At 59.7% G+C, this 21,165-nt stretch carries 21 protein-coding genes; 8 read left to right on the top strand and 13 right to left on the bottom strand.

Annotated elements, in window-relative coordinates; all coding sequences use genetic code 11:
* Positions 1 to 176: 176 nt before the first annotated feature.
* A complete protein-coding gene (gene rluB / locus FIV39_RS21335) occupies positions 177 to 1,421 on the top strand; it encodes a 23S rRNA pseudouridine(2605) synthase RluB (RefSeq protein WP_090400535.1) in 1,245 nt (414 codons plus the stop codon).
* A gap of 106 nt (positions 1,422 to 1,527) precedes the next feature.
* Here rluB and FIV39_RS21330 read toward each other — a convergent pair whose 3' ends face one another.
* The 3 genes from FIV39_RS21330 to FIV39_RS33080 all read right to left on the bottom strand — a co-directional run bounded on the left by FIV39_RS21330 (position 1,528) and on the right by FIV39_RS33080 (position 2,983).
* Complete coding sequence (locus FIV39_RS21330; RefSeq protein ID WP_090400534.1) at positions 1,528 to 2,487, bottom strand: M29 family metallopeptidase; 960 nt, start codon at positions 2,485 to 2,487, stop codon at positions 1,528 to 1,530.
* A 73-nt stretch (positions 2,488 to 2,560) separates the two neighbouring features.
* On the bottom strand, positions 2,561 to 2,698 hold the full coding sequence (locus FIV39_RS33085; RefSeq protein ID WP_003175756.1) for a hypothetical protein: 138 nt from the start codon (positions 2,696 to 2,698) through the stop codon (positions 2,561 to 2,563).
* A gap of 114 nt (positions 2,699 to 2,812) precedes the next feature.
* On the bottom strand, positions 2,813 to 2,983 hold the full coding sequence (locus FIV39_RS33080; RefSeq protein ID WP_159440112.1) for a hypothetical protein: 171 nt from the start codon (positions 2,981 to 2,983) through the stop codon (positions 2,813 to 2,815).
* 353 nt (positions 2,984 to 3,336) lie between these two features.
* On the opposite strand from FIV39_RS33080, the gene FIV39_RS21325 reads away from it, so the two are divergent.
* Positions 3,337 to 4,758, top strand: coding sequence for an amino acid permease (locus FIV39_RS21325; RefSeq protein WP_090400533.1), 1,422 nt, complete (start codon positions 3,337 to 3,339; stop codon positions 4,756 to 4,758).
* A gap of 101 nt (positions 4,759 to 4,859) precedes the next feature.
* On the opposite strand, the gene FIV39_RS21320 is transcribed toward FIV39_RS21325, so the two are convergent.
* Entirely contained in the window at positions 4,860 to 5,282 is a 423-nt protein-coding gene (locus tag FIV39_RS21320) for a c-type cytochrome (RefSeq protein WP_090400532.1), read from the bottom strand.
* A gap of 377 nt (positions 5,283 to 5,659) precedes the next feature.
* Here FIV39_RS21320 and FIV39_RS21310 point away from each other — a divergent pair, with 377 nt between their 5' ends.
* Together FIV39_RS21310 and arfB are read left to right on the top strand one after the other, a co-directional pair.
* A complete protein-coding gene (locus tag FIV39_RS21310) occupies positions 5,660 to 7,102 on the top strand; it encodes a hypothetical protein (protein WP_090400531.1) in 1,443 nt (480 codons plus the stop codon).
* 93 nt (positions 7,103 to 7,195) lie between these two features.
* Positions 7,196 to 7,609 (top strand): alternative ribosome rescue aminoacyl-tRNA hydrolase ArfB, encoded by a 414-nt coding sequence (gene arfB, locus FIV39_RS21305; RefSeq protein WP_017139168.1) that lies wholly within the window; start codon positions 7,196 to 7,198, stop codon positions 7,607 to 7,609.
* On the opposite strand, the gene FIV39_RS21300 is transcribed toward arfB, so the two are convergent.
* From FIV39_RS21300 to FIV39_RS21295, 3 genes are all read right to left on the bottom strand, one after another.
* Positions 7,606 to 8,802, bottom strand: a complete 1,197-nt coding sequence (locus tag FIV39_RS21300; RefSeq protein WP_090400530.1) for an MFS transporter — start codon at positions 8,800 to 8,802, stop codon at positions 7,606 to 7,608. The genes arfB and FIV39_RS21300 overlap by 4 nt on opposite strands.
* 103 nt (positions 8,803 to 8,905) lie before the next feature.
* Positions 8,906 to 9,079, bottom strand: coding sequence for a hypothetical protein (locus FIV39_RS33075; RefSeq protein WP_167361087.1), 174 nt, complete (start codon positions 9,077 to 9,079; stop codon positions 8,906 to 8,908).
* 365 nt (positions 9,080 to 9,444) lie between these two features.
* Entirely contained in the window at positions 9,445 to 9,756 is a 312-nt protein-coding gene (locus tag FIV39_RS21295) for a DUF962 domain-containing protein (RefSeq protein ID WP_027605580.1), read from the bottom strand.
* 162 nt (positions 9,757 to 9,918) lie between these two features.
* On the opposite strand from FIV39_RS21295, the gene FIV39_RS21290 reads away from it, so the two are divergent.
* On the top strand, positions 9,919 to 10,977 hold the full coding sequence (locus FIV39_RS21290) for an AraC family transcriptional regulator (protein ID WP_090400529.1): 1,059 nt from the start codon (positions 9,919 to 9,921) through the stop codon (positions 10,975 to 10,977).
* Here the strand turns inward: FIV39_RS21290 and FIV39_RS21285 are convergent.
* The 6 genes from FIV39_RS21285 to FIV39_RS21265 form a co-directional block, all read right to left on the bottom strand.
* Complete coding sequence (locus tag FIV39_RS21285; RefSeq protein ID WP_090400528.1) at positions 10,934 to 12,388, bottom strand: TrkH family potassium uptake protein; 1,455 nt, start codon at positions 12,386 to 12,388, stop codon at positions 10,934 to 10,936. The genes FIV39_RS21290 and FIV39_RS21285 overlap by 44 nt on opposite strands.
* A gap of 234 nt (positions 12,389 to 12,622) precedes the next feature.
* Entirely contained in the window at positions 12,623 to 13,969 is a 1,347-nt protein-coding gene (locus tag FIV39_RS21280) for an imelysin family protein (RefSeq protein ID WP_090400527.1), read from the bottom strand.
* A gap of 125 nt (positions 13,970 to 14,094) precedes the next feature.
* Positions 14,095 to 16,146, bottom strand: a complete 2,052-nt coding sequence (locus FIV39_RS21275) for a putative bifunctional diguanylate cyclase/phosphodiesterase (RefSeq protein WP_090400526.1) — start codon at positions 16,144 to 16,146, stop codon at positions 14,095 to 14,097.
* 236 nt (positions 16,147 to 16,382) lie between these two features.
* Positions 16,383 to 16,559: a hypothetical protein gene (locus FIV39_RS33070; RefSeq protein ID WP_159440111.1), complete on the bottom strand. Its 177-nt coding sequence runs from the start codon at positions 16,557 to 16,559 to the stop codon at positions 16,383 to 16,385.
* 156 nt (positions 16,560 to 16,715) lie between these two features.
* Complete coding sequence (locus tag FIV39_RS21270; protein WP_090400525.1) at positions 16,716 to 17,312, bottom strand: superoxide dismutase; 597 nt, start codon at positions 17,310 to 17,312, stop codon at positions 16,716 to 16,718.
* Positions 17,313 to 17,490: 178 nt separating this feature from the next.
* Positions 17,491 to 18,090, bottom strand: a complete 600-nt coding sequence (locus FIV39_RS21265) for a LysE/ArgO family amino acid transporter (protein WP_090400524.1) — start codon at positions 18,088 to 18,090, stop codon at positions 17,491 to 17,493.
* 91 nt (positions 18,091 to 18,181) lie between these two features.
* Here FIV39_RS21265 and FIV39_RS21260 point away from each other — a divergent pair, with 91 nt between their 5' ends.
* The 3 genes from FIV39_RS21260 (at position 18,182) to FIV39_RS21250 (ending at position 21,147) form a co-directional block, all read left to right on the top strand.
* Positions 18,182 to 19,078, top strand: coding sequence for a LysR family transcriptional regulator ArgP (locus FIV39_RS21260; protein WP_090400523.1), 897 nt, complete (start codon positions 18,182 to 18,184; stop codon positions 19,076 to 19,078).
* A 97-nt stretch (positions 19,079 to 19,175) separates the two neighbouring features.
* Complete coding sequence (locus FIV39_RS21255) at positions 19,176 to 20,174, top strand: NAD-dependent epimerase/dehydratase family protein (protein WP_090400522.1); 999 nt, start codon at positions 19,176 to 19,178, stop codon at positions 20,172 to 20,174.
* Between the two features lie 127 nt (positions 20,175 to 20,301).
* Entirely contained in the window at positions 20,302 to 21,147 is an 846-nt protein-coding gene (locus tag FIV39_RS21250) for an ATPase (protein ID WP_090400521.1), read from the top strand.
* Positions 21,148 to 21,165 lie beyond the last annotated feature (18 nt).

The following is a 21,165-nucleotide window of genomic DNA, read 5'->3' as shown; positions in this document are numbered from 1 at the left end:
TGGGCACCACCGGTCGGCGGAAAAACCACTGACCTGGCGCTTATCGACTAGTCTCTGATGCGCAACCGGCGCCATGCGCGTATGATTCGCGACCCTTTGCCGACCTATTCGGCCAAAGCCCAGCTTTCAACACTCTTCAGGCCACGCCTGAATCGACCCACCGGGAGGTGCTTAAGATGAACGACAAAGACCAGAACGACAGCCAGGAAATCGGCCCTGCAGGCGAAAAGCTGCAAAAGGTGCTGGCGCGTATCGGCGTGGGCTCGCGCCGCGACGTCGAAGCCTGGATCACCCAGAAGCGCATCAAGGTCAACGGCGTCGAGGCCACCCTGGGCCAGCGCGTCGACCTGCACGACGCAATCACCATTGATGGCAAGGTCATCAAGCGTGAAGAGGCCGCCGAATCGGTGCGCCGCGTGATCATGTACAACAAACCCGATGGCGAGATCTGCACCCGTGACGACCCGGAAGGCCGTCCGACCGTGTTCGACAAGATGCCCAAGCCTAAAGAAGGTCGTTGGATCAACATCGGTCGTCTCGACATCAACACCACCGGCTTGCTGATGTTCACCACCGACGGTGAACTGGCCAACCGCCTGATGCACCCGTCCTACGAGATGGACCGCGAATACGCCGTGCGTGTGCGTGGTGAAGTCGATGACGAGATGATCGAACGCCTCAAGGCCGGCGTGGTGCTGGAAGACGGCCCGGCCAAGTTCACCGACATCAAGCAGGCGCCGGGCGGTGAAGGTTTCAACCACTGGTACCACTGCGTGGTGATGGAAGGTCGTAACCGTGAAGTGCGTCGCCTGTGGGAGTCCCAGGGCTTGGTGGTCAGCCGCCTGAAGCGCGTGCGTTTCGGCCCGGTGTTCCTCAACTCCGACCTGCCGATGGGCCGCTGGCGCGAAATGAGCCAGTACGAAGTCGACATCCTCAGCGCCGAAGTCGGCCTGACGCCGGTCGCCATGCCGCAGATGAACGCCAAGAGCAAAGACAAGCTCGATCGTATGCAGCGTAAGTCGTCGCGCCCTGTGGCCCGTACCGAACGCGTTGCCCGCACCCTGCGCCCGGCGCTGGATGCACCGGCTACCGGCGGGCGTATCTCGCGTCAACCGCACATCGAAGGCGAGCGTCGCCCAACCGCGCCATCGCGTCAGGAAGGCGAGCGTGCTCCACGCACCCCACGCCCAGCCGGTCGTGGCGAAGCGCCAAGCGGTGGTCGCAGCAACCGTGGTGACGCCGGTCGCGGTGCTCCGGCATCCGATCGCCCGGCCGACAGCGCCAACACCAAGCGCCCAGCCAAGCCCGCGCCGAAAAAGCGCCCAGGCTTGAAGTTGGTTGCGGATGAGCCATCGGGCAAGCGCCGTGGCGCACCGGCCGGTTCGGGTCAGCGTCCAGGCTTCGGTCGCAAGAAGCCTTAAGAGCAGCGGTAAGTTTTTAGCTGCAAGCTGTAAGAAAAAGCGCGAGCCCTCACAGGCTGGCGCTTTTTTTTGCTTGAGGCTTGTAGTTTGCGGCTTATAGCTGGCCCTAGAACGCAAATCTCCCATCAAACACCGGTTTGTCATCCAACGCCAACACCCCGCTGGCAAAGATCAGGTCCAGGTGATGACTGCCTTTCTGCCCGCCACCCAAGCCCAGGTGCAAGCCGCAATGGCGCTCCTCGAACCCGGCATTACGCGCATACAGGTCCTTCACCCCTTCATTGGTGCCAATCCCCAGCTCCTCCACCCGGCGGTTGGACGGGTTGGCATTCAGGTATTTGTTGAAGTCATCGGCCAGCCCCGGCACGTCACTGGCCACGCTGCAGATGGTCGAGTTTTCGATCCACAGTTCCAGCGGTGATTGCAGCACGCCGTACTTGCGTGCGAAGGGGATAGTGCTGAGAAAGGTGCCGACAAACCGCACCTGGCCATTGATGGCCTCGCTGTGGGTGGCGATTTCGCCGGGGGCCAGGTCGTGGTTGCCGATGCCGTTGATATTGGTCCACTTCTTGATGCTGCTCATGGGCGCCTGCAGGCGTGAGCCGTGCTTGTCGGTAAAGCTCAGCACTGTGGCTTGGGACATGCGCCGGATCAGCGTGGCATTGAGGTCGGCGATGCGCTGCGGCTCGACGCTGAAGGTGTCGTAAAAATAGTCGCCGTAATCCTTGAATAGCAGCGATTTCTTCCAGTGTTCGGCCATCACACCTTGCAGGGCACGGATAAAGTCCGGGCCTTCGGCGCGTGGGTTGGGCAGGGTGGAGGAATCGTAGAGAAACAGGTACAGGTCGCAGGCTTCGATGGCCTGGGCCAGGCTGTCGCTGTCGGCCAGGTCCAGGCGCTGTACCTGGAAGTTGAAACGGGCGGCGCTGCTCTGGGTGATCGCCTGGGCGATGGCGTCGTAGCGCTCGGTGTGGCCCAGCAGCACGGTGGGGCAGCTCAGGCCGTGGAGGGCCGGGTGGTGCGCGAGGTAGTAGAGAAAGTGTTCAACGGCGCGGGCCTTGTCCATGACGTATGTCCTTGTGTGCCTTGGGTAAGGAGGCAGGTGCCGTGCACAGCACCTGCCGAATACGTGCCGGGTGTCAGAAAGGCCACATCGCCGTGCCGAAAGGCACAACGGCATCGGCTTGCATCATTTCAACGGCGGCCTCGTGGGTCGGCGCTTCAAACCAATCGTCGAGTTGCAGTTCGGTTTCCAGGTCGTTTTCCAGTGCTTGCATGGTGTATCTCCTAGAGGACGTTGTTTGAGAACGGCTTGCCAGCGGGCTTCGCTGGGCAAGTGAAAGAACCTAGGTGAGAGTGTTTCGGAATGCAAAAATTTTATTGACACGGTCTCATTTGGATTTTTTCTTCTGTTTTTTTGCCGGCCTTTTTTCTTCAGGAAATACAGCCCATTGGCATCGCTGATATTGATAATTTTTCCTACCGACAATTTTCCAGAAACTTACAGCTGTAACGCCGATTTTCCATGCTGTAACGATTAATTTACGTGTAGCTCGCGGCATGATTGGCCTCTTTACCGCTGTAAGGAATACCTGACAGATCGTCGCACGCGCTCTGCGGGTACGGCTGCAAGCTGTCGAGCGGTGTACAATGCGCCGCGTTTTACTGTGACCCCCTTGCGTAACCACGCAAAAGGCCAAGACCTCAGGGTTTACCCACCCTGATCACTCCGCCTGGCCACGAGCCCGGCGGGTTCGATTTCGTCACAGATAAAAACAAACAGGTGACGCATGACCGTTAGAAAGACGCTGTACTCCTGGTGCCTGCGCTGGGGTTTGAGCGGCGCTGCTTGAGTCGGTAATTCAAGGCAGCAACCTGCATTCAACATCATCAAACCTTGCGTGAGACCCTTTTCATGAGTGAACCCCATTCCTCTTCAGGCGAGCTGAAACGCGGCCTGAAAAATCGGCATATCCAGTTGATCGCTCTCGGTGGCGCTATCGGCACCGGCCTGTTCCTGGGCTCGGCCGGCGTGCTCAAATCCGCCGGCCCGTCGATGATCCTGGGTTATGCCATCTGCGGCTTCATTGCCTTCATGATCATGCGCCAGCTCGGCGAAATGATCGTCGAAGAGCCGGTCGCCGGTTCCTTCAGCCACTTTGCCCACAAGTACTGGGGCGGTTTCGCCGGCTTCCTGTCGGGCTGGAACTGCTGGATCCTGTACATCCTGGTGGGCATGTCCGAGCTGACAGCCGTCGGCAAATACGTGCACTACTGGTGGCCGGAGATCCCGACCTGGGTCTCGGCGGCGGCGTTCTTCGTGTTGATCAACCTGATCAACCTGGCCAACGTCAAAGTCTTTGGTGAAGCGGAGTTCTGGTTCGCCATCATCAAGGTAGTGGCCATCGTCGGCATGATCGCCCTGGGCAGCTACCTGCTGGTCAGTGGCAGCGGCGGCCCGCAAGCCTCGGTGAGCAACCTGTGGGAGCACGGCGGCTTCTTCCCCCATGGCGTGGGCGGCTTGGTGATGGCCATGGCGATCATCATGTTCTCCTTTGGTGGCCTGGAAATGCTCGGATTCACCGCCGCCGAAGCCGACCAGCCACGCACCGTGATCCCCAAGGCGATCAACCAGGTGATCTACCGCATCCTGATCTTCTACATCGGCGCCCTGGTCGTGCTGTTGTCGCTGACGCCATGGGACAGCCTGCTGGCCACCCTCAACGCCTCCGGCGATGCCTACAGCGGCAGCCCGTTCGTGCAGGTGTTCTCGATGCTGGGCAGCAACACCGCTGCACATATCCTCAACTTCGTGGTGTTGACGGCAGCGTTGTCGGTGTACAACAGCGGCACCTACTGCAACAGCCGCATGCTGCTGGGCATGGCCGAGCAGGGTGATGCGCCCAAGGCGCTGGCCAAGATCGACAAGCGCGGCGTGCCAGTGCGTTCGATCCTCGCCTCGGCGGCGGTCACGCTGGTGGCGGTGCTGATGAACTACTTCATTCCGCAACACGCCCTGGAACTGCTGATGTCCCTGGTCGTGGCCACGTTGGTGATCAACTGGGCGATGATCAGCTTCTCCCACTTCAAGTTCCGCCAGCACATGAACCGCACCGGCCAGGTGCCGCTGTTCAAGGCGCTGTGGTACCCGTACGGCAACTATGTGTGCCTGGCGTTCGTGGTGTTTATCCTGGTGATCATGCTGATGATTCCGGGGATCCGGGTGTCGGTTTATGCGATCCCGGTGTGGGTGGCGTTTATGGCGGTGTGTTACTGGGCCAAGAACAAGCGCAGTGCTGAAGCCGCGTTGAGTGCGGCGAATACCGCGTTGAAGTAAACAGCCTCGCATCAACACAAAGCCCTGCGCCTTGTTGATCCCCGGTCGGGACACAGGGTGAGGGCTTTCAGTCTGTGTTCAGTTCAATACCGCACACCGGATCACCGACTTTTTGAAATAACACCATTCATATAGTGATTTAAATCGCGCAGGTCATTGATGCTCCAAGCGTGCGGCGATAGCTTTACACCGTTCTCTTTCAGCGTTTTTGGAATCAGGTTTCCATTGGGGCGAAGTATTACCGAAGACACAATAACGCCTGGATAATCAGTGAGCCGTCTTTTAAAGGCGGAAGTTGTAAGGTCCGGCGTGGGAGGATTGCTTTTATTCGCCAAAGGCCCTGTTGCCTTGAGATCTGCGCCGTGACACATGGCACATCGTTGTGAATAGAGATTTTTCCCATTGGCATTATCCGCAAAAGCGGGTGCAGCTTGAATGAGCGCTGAAAGCCCTAACAAAGCGAAGAACAGTATTTTAGAGGAAACAGTCAGCGAAGGCGTATTTATAACAGCGGTATGAAGCATGCTAATCCCTTGAGCATTTATAATTTTACGGGTGCACTGCGTACGGTATTTACTTGTGGCCGGCACTTTCGTGGTTGCTTTAGATGATGTCAATGCCGCATCGACTTGAGCGGGGCTGACTTGTCGGGGTGCGGGTTGCGCCTCAATGATGCCAAATTGTTCAAAGGCGCGGTGATTTCCAAAGCCCTGGCGTTGGTGTTGTTGTCTGAGCTGGGCTTGTCTGTTGCCTAAGGTTTTATGATGTTCTTAGGGCAGCGTGCCCGCTTATCACTGCTTTGCATTTATCACCGCAATTCAGAAAACGACTACAGAAAAAAATACTTTACCTGCATTCACTCAACATTGAGATTTCATCTGTTCTTAATGAGGAGTTCGTCATGATCGGAGTGCCACGCCCAGCGCAACAGACTTTGAATATGCCGATGTTTCCCTCAAGCGTCCTTCAGCGCAATAAAGTCGCCGAAAACAGGCAGATAGAGGCCAACGTGGGACGGTTCGCCAGTGAAAGCCCAGCAGCCCATAAAACAATTGATGGTTTGCTTGCCAGCTTGATCAAACTGTCTGCGTTGGTCGAGGGTAATGAGCTCAGGGCCACGGTCAACTTGTTGAGCAGTTACTCTTCGGATCAGCCCCGCTTTGGCGTGATCGGTCAGTTGGGCTCCGGCGGTTTCAACCGTATCCTTGATGAAGCGCGGCAGGGAGGCTCACGTGCTCACCGCTCGGGTGAGGAACCGCTGACATTGCGAGAAAAGGCCACTGCTTTTTTCAACCTAAGCAACTCGGCTTACTTTCGAGAAACCCTGGAGCGCGTTCACGGCTCAAGTGAACTGAAAAAGCGTGTCGCGGAGATTGTTGATGTGCCTTATTTGGAATCCAAGCAATTCGGACCTGCCCGCGGCAGTACTAAAGAGCGTCAATTGCCGGAGCAACTGGCGCTTTATACGTTCAATAATGAAAATACTCAGGATGCCTCGCAGAATCCGCATCTTTATGAATCCACCAAGGATGTAAACGGGCGGGCAGTGCTGAGCAATCCAGCAAAGGCCGGCGCCAGTCTGACCAGAGTACAGAACGACTTCCGTGAAGCTGCTCCGCAGGGCAGCAACGTCTGGGTGTCGGCCGCCGACCTGAAAGCCGACAACCGGTTGAGTTCACGGGAACTTGATTTTGCGCGCCTTAACCCACGCAACCGTGTGGATCGAGATGACGGACAATTTGGCGACCAAGGACCGATCAAAAGCCAGGCGTCCCTGCCGTTGGAGCATACCGTAATCCCCCGGGGTAACGGCTTCGCCGTCTGGCGAGTCAAGCAAGGCACTGGCTTTGCCAAGGACGCGGCGGTGCAGCAAAAACCTGTCGTAGCGGGCCCGTCAGGAACCACCGACCGCTTTATGACGGCTGCCCGGTTGTTGGGCATTGGGCTAGTCAATACGTTGGGGCTTAACCAGCCAAAGGCTGGCGAGTCGAGTGAGCAGGCCGATGTGAGGGCCCAGCGGGAAATGAAAGAGTTGGTACGTTGGATGGCCACTGGTTACCTGGTGGATGACAATCATCACTCCATGGTTGAGGTCAACCTGGGGGCCGCTAACCACGGCCTCCCTGCACAGTGGGGGGATTCGCTCTATCGAGAGCTGTTCTTCGCCCCGATCGCAGCCCACGATTTCACGATTTCCAATTCAGAGGTTATGAATGCTCTGAACAAGCAGCCGTCAGTGAGCACTCATTATGAAAAATTCCGCCATGACTTGCAGGGTGGCGGTCGAGCCAAGGTCATGCCGGACGGGCGGATCATTGGATATCAGGCGCTATGGGCGCCGTAGTTTGCTGAATGTGCTCAGCGTAGATTCCGGTTTACGGCGAGGGCCTTGTTTTGTTCGAGTATGCTGACCGCTCTGAACAACGGACCTGTCCCAATGCTGGTAATTTCCAACAACGTGCACCTGCCCGACGCCGAAATCGAGCTGACCGCCATCCGCGCCCAGGGCGCCGGTGGGCAGAACGTCAACAAGGTGTCGAGTGCGGTGCACCTGCGGTTTGATATTCCGGCGTCGTCGCTGCCGGCGTTCTACAAGGAGCGACTGCTGGCGCTGCGTGACAGTCGTATCACCAGCGAAGGCGTGCTGGTGCTCAAGGCCCAGCAGTACCGGACCCAGGAACAGAACCGCGCGGATGCGCTGGAACGTCTGGTGGAGCTGATCCTCAGCGCCACCAAGGTCGAGAAGAAGCGCCGCCCGACCAAGCCGACCCTGGGCTCGAAAAAGCGCCGCCTGGAATCCAAGACCAAGCGTGGCAGCATCAAGGCAGGGCGCGGCAAGGTCGACTTCTAAGCGTCGCGCGCTTCGCGGGCCTTGGGCGCTTGCCGGTACAGGTAGACACTCAGCAGCAAACCACCGAGGGCGGCGAGGGCGGCAAACAGGAAGATTGACGCAAAGCCGAAACCGGCCGCGACTGCCCCGGCCAACGGCCCGGTAATCCCCAGCGACAGGTCGATAAACAGCGAGTAAGCCCCCACCGCCGAACCACGACTGGAGGCGGGCACCAGGTTGACCGCCTCCACCCCCAGCGCCGGAAATACCAGGGAAAAGCCGAAACCGCTCAACGCCGCGCCGGCCAGGGCCAGGTTGGCATCCGGTGCCAACCACAACAGCAGCAGGCCGAGGATCTCCACCGACAGGCAGGCGATTGCCACGCGAAAGCCGCCGATGCGGTTGATCAAATTGCCGAACAACAGGCGCGCACCGATAAAGCTGGCGCCGAACAGGCTCAATGCCCATACCGCGTTATCCCAGTGCTGGGTGGTGTAATACAGGGTGATAAAGGTGGCGATGGTGCCAAAGCCGATGGAACCCAGGGCCAGCGCGCAGCCGTGGGGCAGGACCCGGCCCAGTACATTCATGAAGGGCAGGCGCACGCCGGCTACGATGGGGGCGGCCACTTTGTTCCAGGCCAGCAACACACCGACTACCGCCAGCAGGATAATGCTGACGCCCATGCTCCACAGTCCGAAATGCCTCACCAGCAGCACGCCCAATGGCGCGCCGACGGCCAGTGCGCCGTAACTGGCAATGCCGTTCCACGAGATGACCTTGGCGGTATTGGCCGCGCCCACCCGGCCGATGCCCCAGCCGATGGCGCCTGAACCCACCAGGCTTTCCGCGCTGCCCAGCACCAATCGGCCGATGAGCAGGCTGGCCAGGCTGACGGCCGGCACGCTTGAAAGCCACGCCGCAAGCAACATGAACACGCCACTCAAGCCGCAGCCCGCCAGGCCGATCAGCACCGCGCGCTTGCTGCCCAGGTTATCGATGATTTTGCCTGCATACGGACGGCTCAACAGCGTGGCCAGGTATTGCACGCTGATCACCAGCCCGGCGATCACCGCGCCATAGCCCAGTTCGCTGTGGACATAGCCTGGCAATACGGCCAGGGGAATGCCGATATTCAGGTAGCCGATAAAAGTGAACAACACGATGGAAACAACTTGCAGCGTGACCGCCATGGGGCGCTGGGTATCTGGCATGGGGAAGGGTCCACTGTCGCAGCAGGTAAAGATAGGCTGCTAATGATACCGGGGCTTGAGCCTGCGCAGGGCGGTAAAACGCAAAAACGTCAGATCAAAGACGTCAGGCTTGAGTGGGGGCGAGTAACTGGGTGGTGACCAGGGCGGCCAAGGCGTTTTCCTGGGTGCCGAAGCGCTTGAGCAACAGGGCTTGTTTATCCGCGCTGAGGCGGTTCCACACTTCGACCATCTGCAGGGCGGTGTCGAGTACGGCGGTGTCCGGGAGGGTGTCTGTCATGGCGGGTACCTCGGGTGATTCAGGCAGTGTGGAAAGCGTTCAAAGGTACGCTTTCCACACGGTCTGGTACGGCGTCAGTCCTGGCGTTTGCTGTCGACTGGTTTTGCTTGTTTGGCCTCAGGCTGCTTATCGCGGGCCTGCTGCGGTGTTGGCTGCTCTGTAGGGTGCAGGCTTGGGAAGGGGAGATTAGGTATCTCGTGCATCGTCGTCGCTCCTCGCAAAGTCTGTTTTTTCAATCGCAGGTGATTCCGCGCTCTCAAAAAGCCTTGGCAGGATACAGCACTGTAAATGACAAAAAGACTTTTATATCGCCGGGTGTACGAACCTTTTATCATTTTCACGCAAGTGACAAGAGGTCACACCGTTCAGAACGGAACCTTGCCCAGGATCATGTCGCGGTACATCACAAAATCCCCCAGCAGGCTGTAGAACGGGTGCTGGAAGGTCGCCGGGCGGTTCTTTTCGAAGAAGAAGTGCCCGATCCAGGCAAAGCTGTAACCGGCAATCGGCACGGCCAACAACAGGCCCAGCGAACCTCTGCCGATGGCATAGGCCAGGATGCCGATCACCAGGGTGGTGCCGATAAAGTGCAGGCGCCGGCAGGTGCTGTTGCCGTGCTCGGTCAGGTAATAAGGGTAAAACTCAGCAAAGCTGTTGAATCGCTTGAGGTTTTCCACTGCGGCCGGCCCTTTGATTGTTGTGCCGCCCAACAGATGTTCGGCGGGGAGCTTATTTGAGTCTAGAGTGATCAGTGGTAACAGCCAGTGACAATAGATGCCACTTTAGTATCCTTGGCTTTCCTGGCTGCCGTTTTGAGCCTGCTTTATTAAGAAGACGCCATGAGCGAACGAACAACTTCTGCAAGCTGGGCCATGGGGATAGTCAAGGCACTGGAAATGGACGGTCTGGATTGCCGCGCCTTGTTCAAGCAGCTGGGCCTGGACTATGCAGCTCTAAGTGACCCCGATGCGCGGTTCCCGCAAGACTCCATGACCCGTCTGTGGCAGCGCGCGGTCGAGTTGTCGGGCAACCCGGCGATTGGCCTGAACATGGGCAAAGTGGTGCGCCCGGCGTCGTTTCATGTGGCCGGTTACGCCTTGATGTCCAGCAATACCCTGGCCGAAGGCTTTATGCGCCTGGTGCGTTACCAACGGATCATCGCCGAAAGCGCCGACTTGAGCTTCCGACTATTACCTGAAGGCTATGCGCTGATTCTGACGGTGCATGGCGATCATCTTCCGCCGACCCGACAAAGCGCCGAAGCTTCCCTGGCCTGTGCATTGGCGCTGTGCGGCTGGCTCACCGGCCGTACCCTGCAACCACGCAAGGTGCTGTTGCAGGGCGATCAGCCGGAAGATCAGGCCCCTTATAAACACGCGTTCCATGCCCCGCTGGAGTTCAATGCGCCGTATGACGCACTGATCTTCGAGCGCGCCGACATGGACGCGCCGTTGCCCACGGCCAACGAGGCCATGGCGTTGTTGCACGATCGATTTGCCGGTGAGTACCTGGCGCGGTTCTCCGAAAGCCGTGTGACCCACAAGGCGCGGCAGGTGCTGTGCCGACTGCTGCCCCAGGGCGAACCCAAGCGCGAAGTGGTGGCCCAGACCCTGCACCTGTCCCAGCGCACCTTGCAGCGGCGTTTGCAGGAAGAAGGCACCAGTTTCCAGACCCTGCTCGACGACACCCGCCGTGAACTGGCCGAGCAATACCTGGCGCAGCCGAGCATGACCCTGTTGGAGATTGCCTACCTGTTGGGCTTTGCCGACCCGAGCAACTTCTTTCGCGCGTTTCGCCGCTGGTTCGATGCCACGCCCGGCGAATACCGGGCGCGGTTGCAGGATGCGTCGACGGTCAGTGACGCCAGAACGCAGGAATGCACAGAACAAAGACTGTGATGATTTCCAGTCGGCCCAACAGCATGCCCAGCGACAGGATCCACTTGGCCGCATCCGGCAGGCTGGCGAAGTTGCCGGCCGGGCCAATGGTTTCCCCCAGGCCCGGGCCGACGCCGGACACGGTGCTGGCGGCGCCGGTAAGTGCGGTCATCCAGTCCAGGCCCAGCAGCGACAAGGCCAGGGCGATGGCGCAGATGGTAATGGCGAAGAAAAACGAAAAGGTCAGGATCGAACGCACGATTTCTTCGTCGAGGCGATGGCCGTTGTACTTCTGCTTGATCACCGCGCGCGGGTGAATCAGCTGGTTCAAGTTGGCCTTGAGCAGGATATAGGCGACCTGGAAACGGAAGATCTTGATCCCGCCCGCCGTGGAGCCCGAACAGCCACCGATGAAGCCCAGGTAGAAGAACAGCATCAGTGAGAAATTGCCCCACAGGCTGTAGTCCCCCAGTGCAAAACCGGTGGTGGTTACTACTGATGTGACGTTCAACGCTACGTGGCGCAGGGCATCCAGCCAATGCAGGTTGGTGGTCCACCAGTACCAGGTGCCGAGCACCAGCCAGGTCACCAGCAACAAACCGAGTAAGCCCTGTACTTGCTGATCCTTGATCAATGCCTTGCGATTGCCGCGCAAGGTGGCGACGTACAGGGTGAACGGCAGGCTGCCGAGGATCATCACCACCACCGCCACCCAGTGCACCGTCGGTTGTTTCCAGTGCGCCAGGGATTCGTCGGAGGTGGAGAACCCTCCGGTGGAAATCGCCGACATTGCGTGGTTGATCGCATCGAACAGGCCCATGCCGGCCCACCAGAATGCCAGGCTGCCGAGGATGGTGATGCCGACGTAGGCCGCCACGATCAGCCGCGCCACCATGTGCGAGCGGGGCATGACTTTTTCCGAGCGGTCCGAGGATTCGGTCTGGAACAGGCGCATGCCACCGATGCGCAGCAGCGGCAGGATCGCCACTGCCATGCCGATAAAGCCGATGCCACCGAGCCAGTGCAGCAGCGAGCGCCACATCAAAATGCCGGGTGACAGGGTGTCCAGGCCGCTCAGCACCGTGGAACCGGTCGCGGTGATGCCGGACATGCTTTCGAAAAACGAGTCGGTGTAGCTGATGTGCTGGGTCAGCAGGAACGGCAGCGCGGCGAACACGCACACCACCACCCAACTGCTGACCGTGAGCAGGTACATGTCTCGCGGACGCAGGTGCACGTGTTCGGGGCGGCCGGGAATCACCAGGGCGAGCCCGGCGACAAAGGTGATCAGGCTGGCCCAGAGGAACGACGGCAGGTCGCTGGTGCGTTCGAAAATCACCAGGGTGGCCATGGGCACGACCATGGCGATCGCGAGTGTGATCAGGAAGATGCCGATGATGAAACCGATGATGCGTAGGGTCGGCAACGCCATGAAGTGAGCTCGAAATGGGCAGAGGCGCCATTCTACCTGGGGTGCAGGGTATGTAAACCGGGCTTTGAAAGCGACGCAAATCAAATGTGGGAGGGGGCTTGCTCCCGATGGCGGTGGGTCAGCAGATACTTTCTTCACTGATAGACCGCCATCGGGAGCAAGCCCCCTCTCACATGGGTTCCGGGGGGTAAAAAAAAGGCGACCCGAAGGTCGCCTCATTCAACTCGGCACTGATCAGAACTCGTGATCAGCGTTATCCGGGTTCAGGTCGCTGATGCCCAGCTTGCCTGCCGCGGCTTCGATCGAACCGGTCTGCTTGACCAGCGAAGCAATGGCGTCGCGCACGATCTGGTTGCCCGCGTCGTTACCGGCCGCGATCAGCTGGTCGTAGTGCTCACCCTTGTTGGCGTGATCAACCATGACCTGGATCTTCGCTTCGGTCGCCGCCAGGTCCGCTTTCAGCGCGGTATCGGCAGCCGGGTCGGCCTTGGCCACCAGGGACGACAGGCTGGCGCCGGTCATTTTGGTGCCGTCGACGCGGGTGTACTCGCCCAGGTAGACGTTACGGATGCCCTTGGCGTCGTAGAAGTGCGAGTAGTGGGTGTTGTCGCTGAAGCAGTCCTGTTCGTCTTCCGGCGAGTTGGCTTCCAGGGAAACCTTCATGCGCTCACCGGCCAGCTCGCCCAAGGACAGGCTGCCCATGCCGAACAGCATTTTGCGCAGGCCGTCGGTGGCAGGTTCTGCCTCGAGGGTGGCGCGGTAGTTGTCTTCGACGTTGGGTTTCCAGTTGCCGACCATTTCCTGCAGGTCGCTGACCAGCAGTTGGGTCACGGCCGTCAGGTAGGCGCGGCGGCGCTCGTTGTGGCCGCCGGTTGCGCCGTCGCCGGTCAGGTAGTCCGACGCAGGGCGGTTGCCGGCGCCAGGGCCGGTGCCGTTCAGGTCCTGGCCCCAGAGCAGGAACTCGATAGCGTGGTAGCCGGTGGCGACGTTGGCCTCGGAACCGCCCAGCTCATTGAGGCTGGCGAGTTTTTCCGGGGTGATGTCCTTCACGTCGACCTTGTCTTCGCCGACCTGAACTTCGGTGTTGGCGATGATGTTGGCGTTAGCGCCTGGGTTACCCAGGGCGTGCTCGTAGGATTTGTCGACGTAGTCGATCAGGCCTTCGTCCAGCGGCCAGGCGTTAACCTGACCTTCCCAGTCATCGATGATGGTGTTGCCGAAGCGGAACACTTCGCTCTGCAGGTACGGAACGCGAGCGGCAACCCAGGCGGCGCGGGCGGCTTTCAGGGTTTCGTCGTTCGGCTTGGCGAGGAAGGCGTCGATTGCGGTTTGCAGGGTTTTTGCGGTGGATTCGGCATCGCTGTACACCGCGAAGACCATGTCGGCGTAATGCGCGACCACGGCCTTGGCGGCCGCTTCGTCGACCTGGCCGGCGGGGGTAGCGGCAGCCGCTGGAGCGGTGGTGCTGGCAGCCGGGGTCGGCGCCTGGTTTGCTGCGGCCTTGTCTTTACCTTCGCCGCAACCGGCGAGAGAAATGGCAATGGCCAGCAGACTGGCGGTGGCCAGGGGCATACGAATCATGGCGAACATCCTGCTTCGGTTGTTGATGGGCGCGCGGGGTCGCGCAAAACTGCGACATAATGCGAAAGATTTGCATTTTGTGTAAAGGGTTATACGCGGGAAATATTCAGTATCGTTTCGCCAGGTCAGAGAATAGCCGCGCTATTGCGCTCGGCCTGTTTCAAAAAAGCCGCCAACTCCCGGGCCTGCAAGGGTTTGCTGTAGTAGTAGCCCTGACCTTCATGGCAGCCCTCGGAGATGATGTAAGCCTCCTGCTCTGCGGTTTCCACGCCTTCAGCGATGACCTGCATGCCCAGGCTTTTGCCCAGTTGGATAATGGCGCGAACGATGGTGGCATCGTCATCGTCGTCCAGCAGGTCCTGGACGAAGCTCTTGTCGATCTTGATCTTGTCCAGCGGCAGGCTTTTCAAATAGCTCAAGGAGGAGTAGCCGGTGCCGAAGTCATCGATGGCGATCAACGCCCCGGAGCGGCGCAGGCTCAACAGGTGTTGGGCGGCGGTGCTGATGTCTTCCATCAGGCCAGTCTCGGTGACTTCCAGTTCCAGGCTGCGCGGCGGCAGGCGGTAGATCTGCATCAGGTTGTTGACCACCCGTGGCAACTCGGTGTGGTGCAGCTGCACGGTGGACAGGTTGACCGCCATGCGCAGTTCGGTGAAGCCCAGGTCATGCCATTCGCGCAATTGTCGGCACGCCTGATCCAGCACCCATTCGCCAATCGGAATAATGGTGCCGTTCTGTTCTGCCAGCGGGATGAACAGGTCGGGCGGTACCAGGCCGTGTTCCGGGTGTTGCCAGCGGATCAGTGCTTCCACGCCCACCACACGCTGGTCGAGATAGCTGATCTGCGGCTGGTAGACCAGGTAGAACTGGTCGCGGCTGAGGGCGTCGCGCAGGTCTTTTTCCAGCTCGCGGCGGCGGCGCATTTCGCTGTCGACGCTGGCGATATAGAACTGATAGCGGTTGCGTGAGCGGCTTTTGGCCAGGGTCATGGTCTGTTCGGCTTTTTGCAGCAGCTTCTCGGTGCTGTCGCCGTCTTCCGGGAACAAGGTGATGCCGATGGTGGCGCGCAGGCGAATTTCCTCGTGGTCGAGGGCGAACTCCGCCTCCAGGTCGTCGAGGATACTTTGCGCCAGTTCGGCCGCTTCATAGGGTTGGTCGATATCGGCCTGTACCAGCGCGAACTGATCGCCCCCGAGGCGGGCGAGGGCGCCGAGGCGGCCGCTGTGGGCGCGCAAACGGTCGGCCAGGGCCAGCAACAATTTGTCGCCGGCCTGGTAGGTGAACTGCTCGTTGACGCTTTTGAAATCGTCCAACCCCACGCATAACACCGCTACGCGGCGCTGGCGGCGGCCGGCGTCGATGAGGATCTTGTCCAGTTGCTCCTGCAGTTTCTGGCGGTTGGGCAGGCCGGTCAGGAAGTCGTATTGGGCCATGCGCAACAGGCTGCTTTCCGCCTCATGGCGCAGGTGCGTATTGCGCTCGATGGATTCGAGCAACTGGTTGGCGGTGTTGATCCATAACCCCAACTCATTGCGCTCGTGGCCCTTGAGTTGCGGGATCTTGTGCTGGCTGGGACGGTCCGGGTTGATCGAGGTGAGATGCTCGATAATCCGCGACAGCGGCTTGGTCAGCAGCCAGTGGTAAACCAGGTACAACACCAGGCCCATGGCCAAGGCGCGTAACACGCCGGAAATGAAGATGATCACCGAACTGACAATAAAGCCCTGGCCATAAGTGGCGGTGTCGAGGGTAATGCTCAGGTCGCCGTAATACTCGCTGTAGGGGCCTTTGCCGACCAATGCAGTGGTGAAGGTGCGTTCCTGGCCAAGAATCAGGTCGGTGAGCCAGCGGCTGGGGGAGTGCTGCAAGGCGCGGCTTTTTTCCGCCAGCATGGTTTCGTTGGGATGGCCGATGGAGGCCATGCGCACCGCCTCGTCCTGGAACAGCCCTTCGATCACCTGCATGCCCATTTCGCGGTCCAGGCTGTAGACGGCCTGGGTCGAGGGGTCGCGAAACATGTCGAGAATGCGCTGGGCATCACCGGCCACGGCCTGACGTGTCTTGTAGGCATCGAAAACGATCTGCGCCACGCTCAGCGCCACGCCCACGATCAACGCCGACAGGAGCACAACCCGTAGCAACTTCACCGACAAGCTGTTCTTGAGTTCCAGCTTCAAAGGGGCATTCCTTGTCTCATGCGGGTGGCCTTCAATATGCCATGAGTATTGGCAATCTGGTGATGGCAGTCAAAGGGACATTGGGGCAAAAGCTCAATTGGCGCTTTGGCTTGACCGGCATGGAGGGGCGCCAACCCAGGTCGGTGCCTGGCAGGCGTGAATAAAGAGTGAGCGTACTGCGCAAATATTGACTGGAACGAAGGCGGAGCAGGCCCGCCTTCTGTCAGGAGGCGATATTAAAAACTAAACGGGCCCAGCGGTTTTAGCGCTTCTCCTGCGACCTTTGTGAGGGCACCTGTAGTACCCATGACGTTGCTTGCCAGATCCGCTGCACCCTTTGCTGCATCCATACCGGTACCAAGAAGCTTCGCTACCATCGGAATTGCACCCGCTACCATCGAAATAGGATTCATCGTAATTCTCCACCGTTAGCTGAGAGGGTTATTCCTCCGGCCACTTGGGTGGTGAATTATTACCGTTGAGTTCCAGTCTTCAGATACTGACCTTTGGGGGAGAGCACCCACAAAAAAGCCCGGCAATCGCCGGGCTCTTTCTACTGCAAGGGTTGCTTAGGCAGTGAAGGTCTTGCCTTCGAACTGCTCAGCCACGAACTTCCAGTTGACCAGGTTCCAGAACGCTTCCACATACTTTGGACGCACGTTGCGGTAGTCGATGTAGTAGGCGTGTTCCCATACGTCGCAGGTCAGCAGCGGGGTGTCGCCGCCGGTCAGCGGGTTGCCGGCGCCGATGGTGCTGGCCAGGGCCAGGGAACCGTCAGCCTTTTTCACCAGCCAGCCCCAACCGGAACCGAAGGTGCCGACGGACGTCTTGGTGAACTCTTCCTTGAACTTGTCGAACGAACCGAACGCAGCGTTGATGGCTTCAGCCAGCGCGCCGGTTGGTTGGCCACCGGCGTTTGGCGCCAGGCAGTTCCAGTAGAAGGTGTGGTTCCAGACCTGAGCGGCGTTGTTGAAGATGCCGCCCGAAGAAGACTTGACGATCTCTTCCAGGGTCTTGCCTTCGAACTCGGTGCCAGGCACCAGGTTGTTCAGGTTCACGACATAGGTGTTGTGGTGCTTGTCGTGGTGGTACTCCAAGGTTTCCTTGGAGATATGCGGCTGCAGGGCATCGTGTGCGTAGGGCAGCGGCGGCAATTCGAAAGCCATGATGATTCTCCTAATCAGGTCAGTTGCGGTGAGCGCAAGGCCGATCACGGGCGGCCAAACAAGCGCCGGGGAGTTTGTACTCTTTGCGGCGCAGGGTCCGGATCATAGCACCGGGGGTGCGGCAAAACCACGCAACAACTGTGTGGGATAGAGGTTCCAGAGCGTTTTGGAATATTCATCAGGCACTGATCAACTGATAGGCCACGCTGAACATCATCACCGCTACCAACAGGTCCAGCAGGCGCCATGTCGCCGGTCGTGCCAGCCACGGCGCCAACCAGGCCGCGCCGAGCGCCAGGGTGGTGAACCACAGGAACGATGCACTTGCGGCCCCAGCCACGTAGGCACCGGGTTCGGTTTGCTGGGCGCCCAGTGAGCCGATCAGCAGCACTGTATCCAAGTAGACATGGGGGTTGAGCAGTGTCACCGCCAAGGCACTGAGCATTACTGCACGCAATGAGCGGGTTTTGAGGCTATCGCCCTGGTCCAGGCTCTGTTTCGAACAGGCCCTGCGCAGCGCGCACGCCCCGTACCACAGCAGGAAGACGGCACCGCCCCAACGCGCCACCGCCAGCAGTATGGGGCTCTGCGCCAGCACCGTTGCCAGACCGAATACCCCAGCCGCGACCAGCAGCGCATCACAGATCACACACAGGGCTGCGACGGGCAGGTGATGCTCACGGCGCAGGCTCTGGGCCAGGACGAACGCATTTTGCGTACCGATTGCCATGATCAGCCCAAGCGCCACCAGCAATCCGTTTATATAGCTTTGCCACATAGATAAAGATCCTCTCAACGATGCTGGTCATTCTCGTGCTCAAGGCTGTATAAGAAAAACCAATATTGCTGATCGCTCATTAGAGAAACTGATGTTCGACTATAAATTGCTTTCCGCCCTCGCGGCGGTGGTGGAACAGGCCGGCTTCGAGCGCGGTGCCCAGGTATTGGGGCTGTCGCAATCGGCGATTTCCCAGCGCATCAAGTTATTGGAAGCACGCATCGGCCAGCCGGTGCTGGTGCGGGTCACGCCGCCTGCGCCCACCGATATTGGTCGGCGCTTGCTTAACCATGTGCAGCAGGTGCGGCTGTTGGAGCGCGACCTGCAAAGCCAGGTGCCGGCGCTGGACGAAGAAGGCATGCCCGAACGCCTGCGTATCGCCCTGAATGCCGACAGCCTCGCCACATGGTGGGCCGAGGCTGTCAGTGACTTTTGTGCCGAGCAGCATCTGCTACTGGATCTGGTGGTAGAGGACCAGACGGTGGGCCTCAAGCGCATGCGCGCCGGCGAGGTGGCCGCCTGCATTTGCGCCAGCGAACGCCCGGTGGCCGGTGCCCGCAGCCTGTTGCTGGGCGCCATGCGGTATCGGGCGCTGGCCAGTCCGGCCTTTATTGCCCGGCATTTCCCCCAAGGTGTGCGCGCCGAGCAACTGGCGCGCACACCGGCGCTGGTGTTTGGTCCGGATGATTTCCTGCAGCATCGCTACCTGGCGTCCTTGGGCGTTGGCGGTGGTTTCGAACACCATTTATGCCCATCGTCCGAAGGCTTTATCCGCCTGGCGGAAGCCGGGCTCGGCTGGGGGCTGGTGCCTGAATTGCAGGTACGCGACCAATTGGAAAAGGGCGTGCTGGTCGAGTTATTGCCAGATAAGCCCATCGATGTGCCGTTGTACTGGCATCATTGGCGCAGTGGCGGGCAGCTGTTGGGCCTGTTGACCGACCATCTGGCCCACGCCTGTGGACAATGGTTGGTGTCGTACGAGCAGTGACGAGCGTCAAGCTGCAAGCTGCAAGAGAAGAGCTTGCAGACGTATTTAACTTGCAGCTTATAGCTTGAGGCTTACAGCTGCATCCGTAGGAGGCACCATGAAAGTTCTGGTCACCGGCGCAAGCGGCTTCATCGGCGGGCGCTTTGCGCGTTTCGCCCTGGAGCAGGGCCTGGACGTGCGGGTCAACGGGCGGCGCGCCGAGGGTGTGGAGCACCTGGTTCGGCGCGGTGCCGAGTTTATCCAGGGTGACCTGAATGACGCCGACCTGGTGCGCGGCCTGTGCCGTGATGTCGAAGCCGTGGTGCACTGCGCCGGTGCTGTTGGGCTGTGGGGGCGTTACCAGGACTTTCACCAAGGCAACGTGCTGGTCACCGAAAACGTTGTTGAAGCCTGCCTTAAACAGCGGGTCGGGCGCCTGGTGCACCTGTCGTCGCCGTCGATCTATTTCGATGGTCGTGATCACCTGGGGCTTACCGAAGAGCAAGTGCCCAAGCGCTTCAAGCACCCCTATGCCGCCACCAAATACCTGGCGGAGCAGAAGGTGTTCGGCGCCCAGGAGTTCGGCCTGGAAGTGCTGGCCCTGCGCCCGCGTTTCGTCACCGGCGCCGGCGACATGAGTATCTTCCCGCGCTTGCTGAAAATGCAGCGCAAGAACCGTCTGGCCATCGTCGGCGACGGCCTGAACAAGGTGGATTTCACCAGCATTCACAACCTTAACGAAGCATTGCTGAGCAGCTTGCTCGCCCCTGGGTCTGCGCTGGGCAAGGCCTATAACATCAGCAACGGCACGCCGGTGCCGGTGTGGGACGTGGTGAACTACGTGATGCGCCAAATGGAGCTGCCCCAGGTGACCCGTTATCGGTCCTACGCCTTGTCCTACAGCGTGGCTGCGTTGAACGAGGCAGTCTGTGCAATGTGGCCCGGACGGCCGGAGCCGTCGTTGTCGCGCCTTGGCATGCAGGTAATGAACAAAGATTTCACCCTCGACATCAGCCGGGCCAGGCATTATCTGGATTACGAGCCCAAGGTCAGCCTGTGGACCGCCCTCGACGAGTTCTGCAGTTGGTGGAAGGCCCAGGATCCCGGGTTCAAATAAGGTCACAACAGGCAACACATCGGGAACCGAATTCCAGCTTCCGGGTCGATCAACGCGATGGAGTTGGGGTTTATACTCCCGTCGCTCGGCTTTCCAGCCAGCTAACTCACCGATTCAGGGTTGATTCATGCGCAACGATGCTAAAGACGATTTCGACAACGTTCCCAGCCTGCGGGCCGACCACGGGGATGACGATGATTTCGAACCTTCCCCGGCCACCTCGGTGCGTTCGCGCAACACGCCCGTGGTCAAGGTCAAGGGGCCCAGCACCGGTCCGTTGTGGGCGTTGATCGGTGCGCTGTTGATCGCCTTCGCCGGCCTGGCCTGGTGGAGCTTCCAGCAGATCTCCCTGATGGGCCAGCAGTTGGTTGCCACCCAGGAAAGCTTTGCGCGCATCAGCGAAGAAGCGGCGGGGCGCCTGCAGGACATTTCCGGCAAGGTCGTAGCCAGTGAGGCCAGCGTGAACAACGGCAGCGAAGCGCTGAAACTGCAGATCAAACAGCTGGAAAACCAGTTGCTGGAACAGGGCAAGCAGCAGCTCGGCGTTGCCGGCCAGGCCACCGAGCTGGACAAGCGCCTGGCACAAATGACGGCTAGCACCACGGAGCTGTCGAGCGCCAATGCCAAGCTGCAAGGCCAGGTGCAAGCCTTGACCGATGCAGTGGCCACCCTGAAGGCGACGCAGGGCGATGCCGGCAAGCGCGATACCGAGATAAAGGAATTGGTCGCTGATGTTGCCGCCTTGAAAAAACAAGGCAACCCGAGCGCAGCCATCGCCCGACTGGAGCAGGATCTCGTGGTACTTAAAAGCGCGCAGGACAGCCAGCCAGCCAACAGCGATGCGCCGACCAATAAAGAGTTCGACGTGTTCCGCATCCAGACCACCCGCAATATCACCACCTTGCAGAGCCAGGTGCAGAACCTGAATCAGCGCCTCAATGCGCCAGCGGCTGTTACGCCGCTCGGCCAGTAATATTCAGGCCTGTGGCAA

The sequence above is a fragment of the Pseudomonas grimontii genome, from assembly GCF_007858185.1.
Classification (GTDB): domain Bacteria; phylum Pseudomonadota; class Gammaproteobacteria; order Pseudomonadales; family Pseudomonadaceae; genus Aquipseudomonas; species Aquipseudomonas grimontii.
This window is presented reverse-complemented; position numbering and strand designations above follow the sequence as displayed.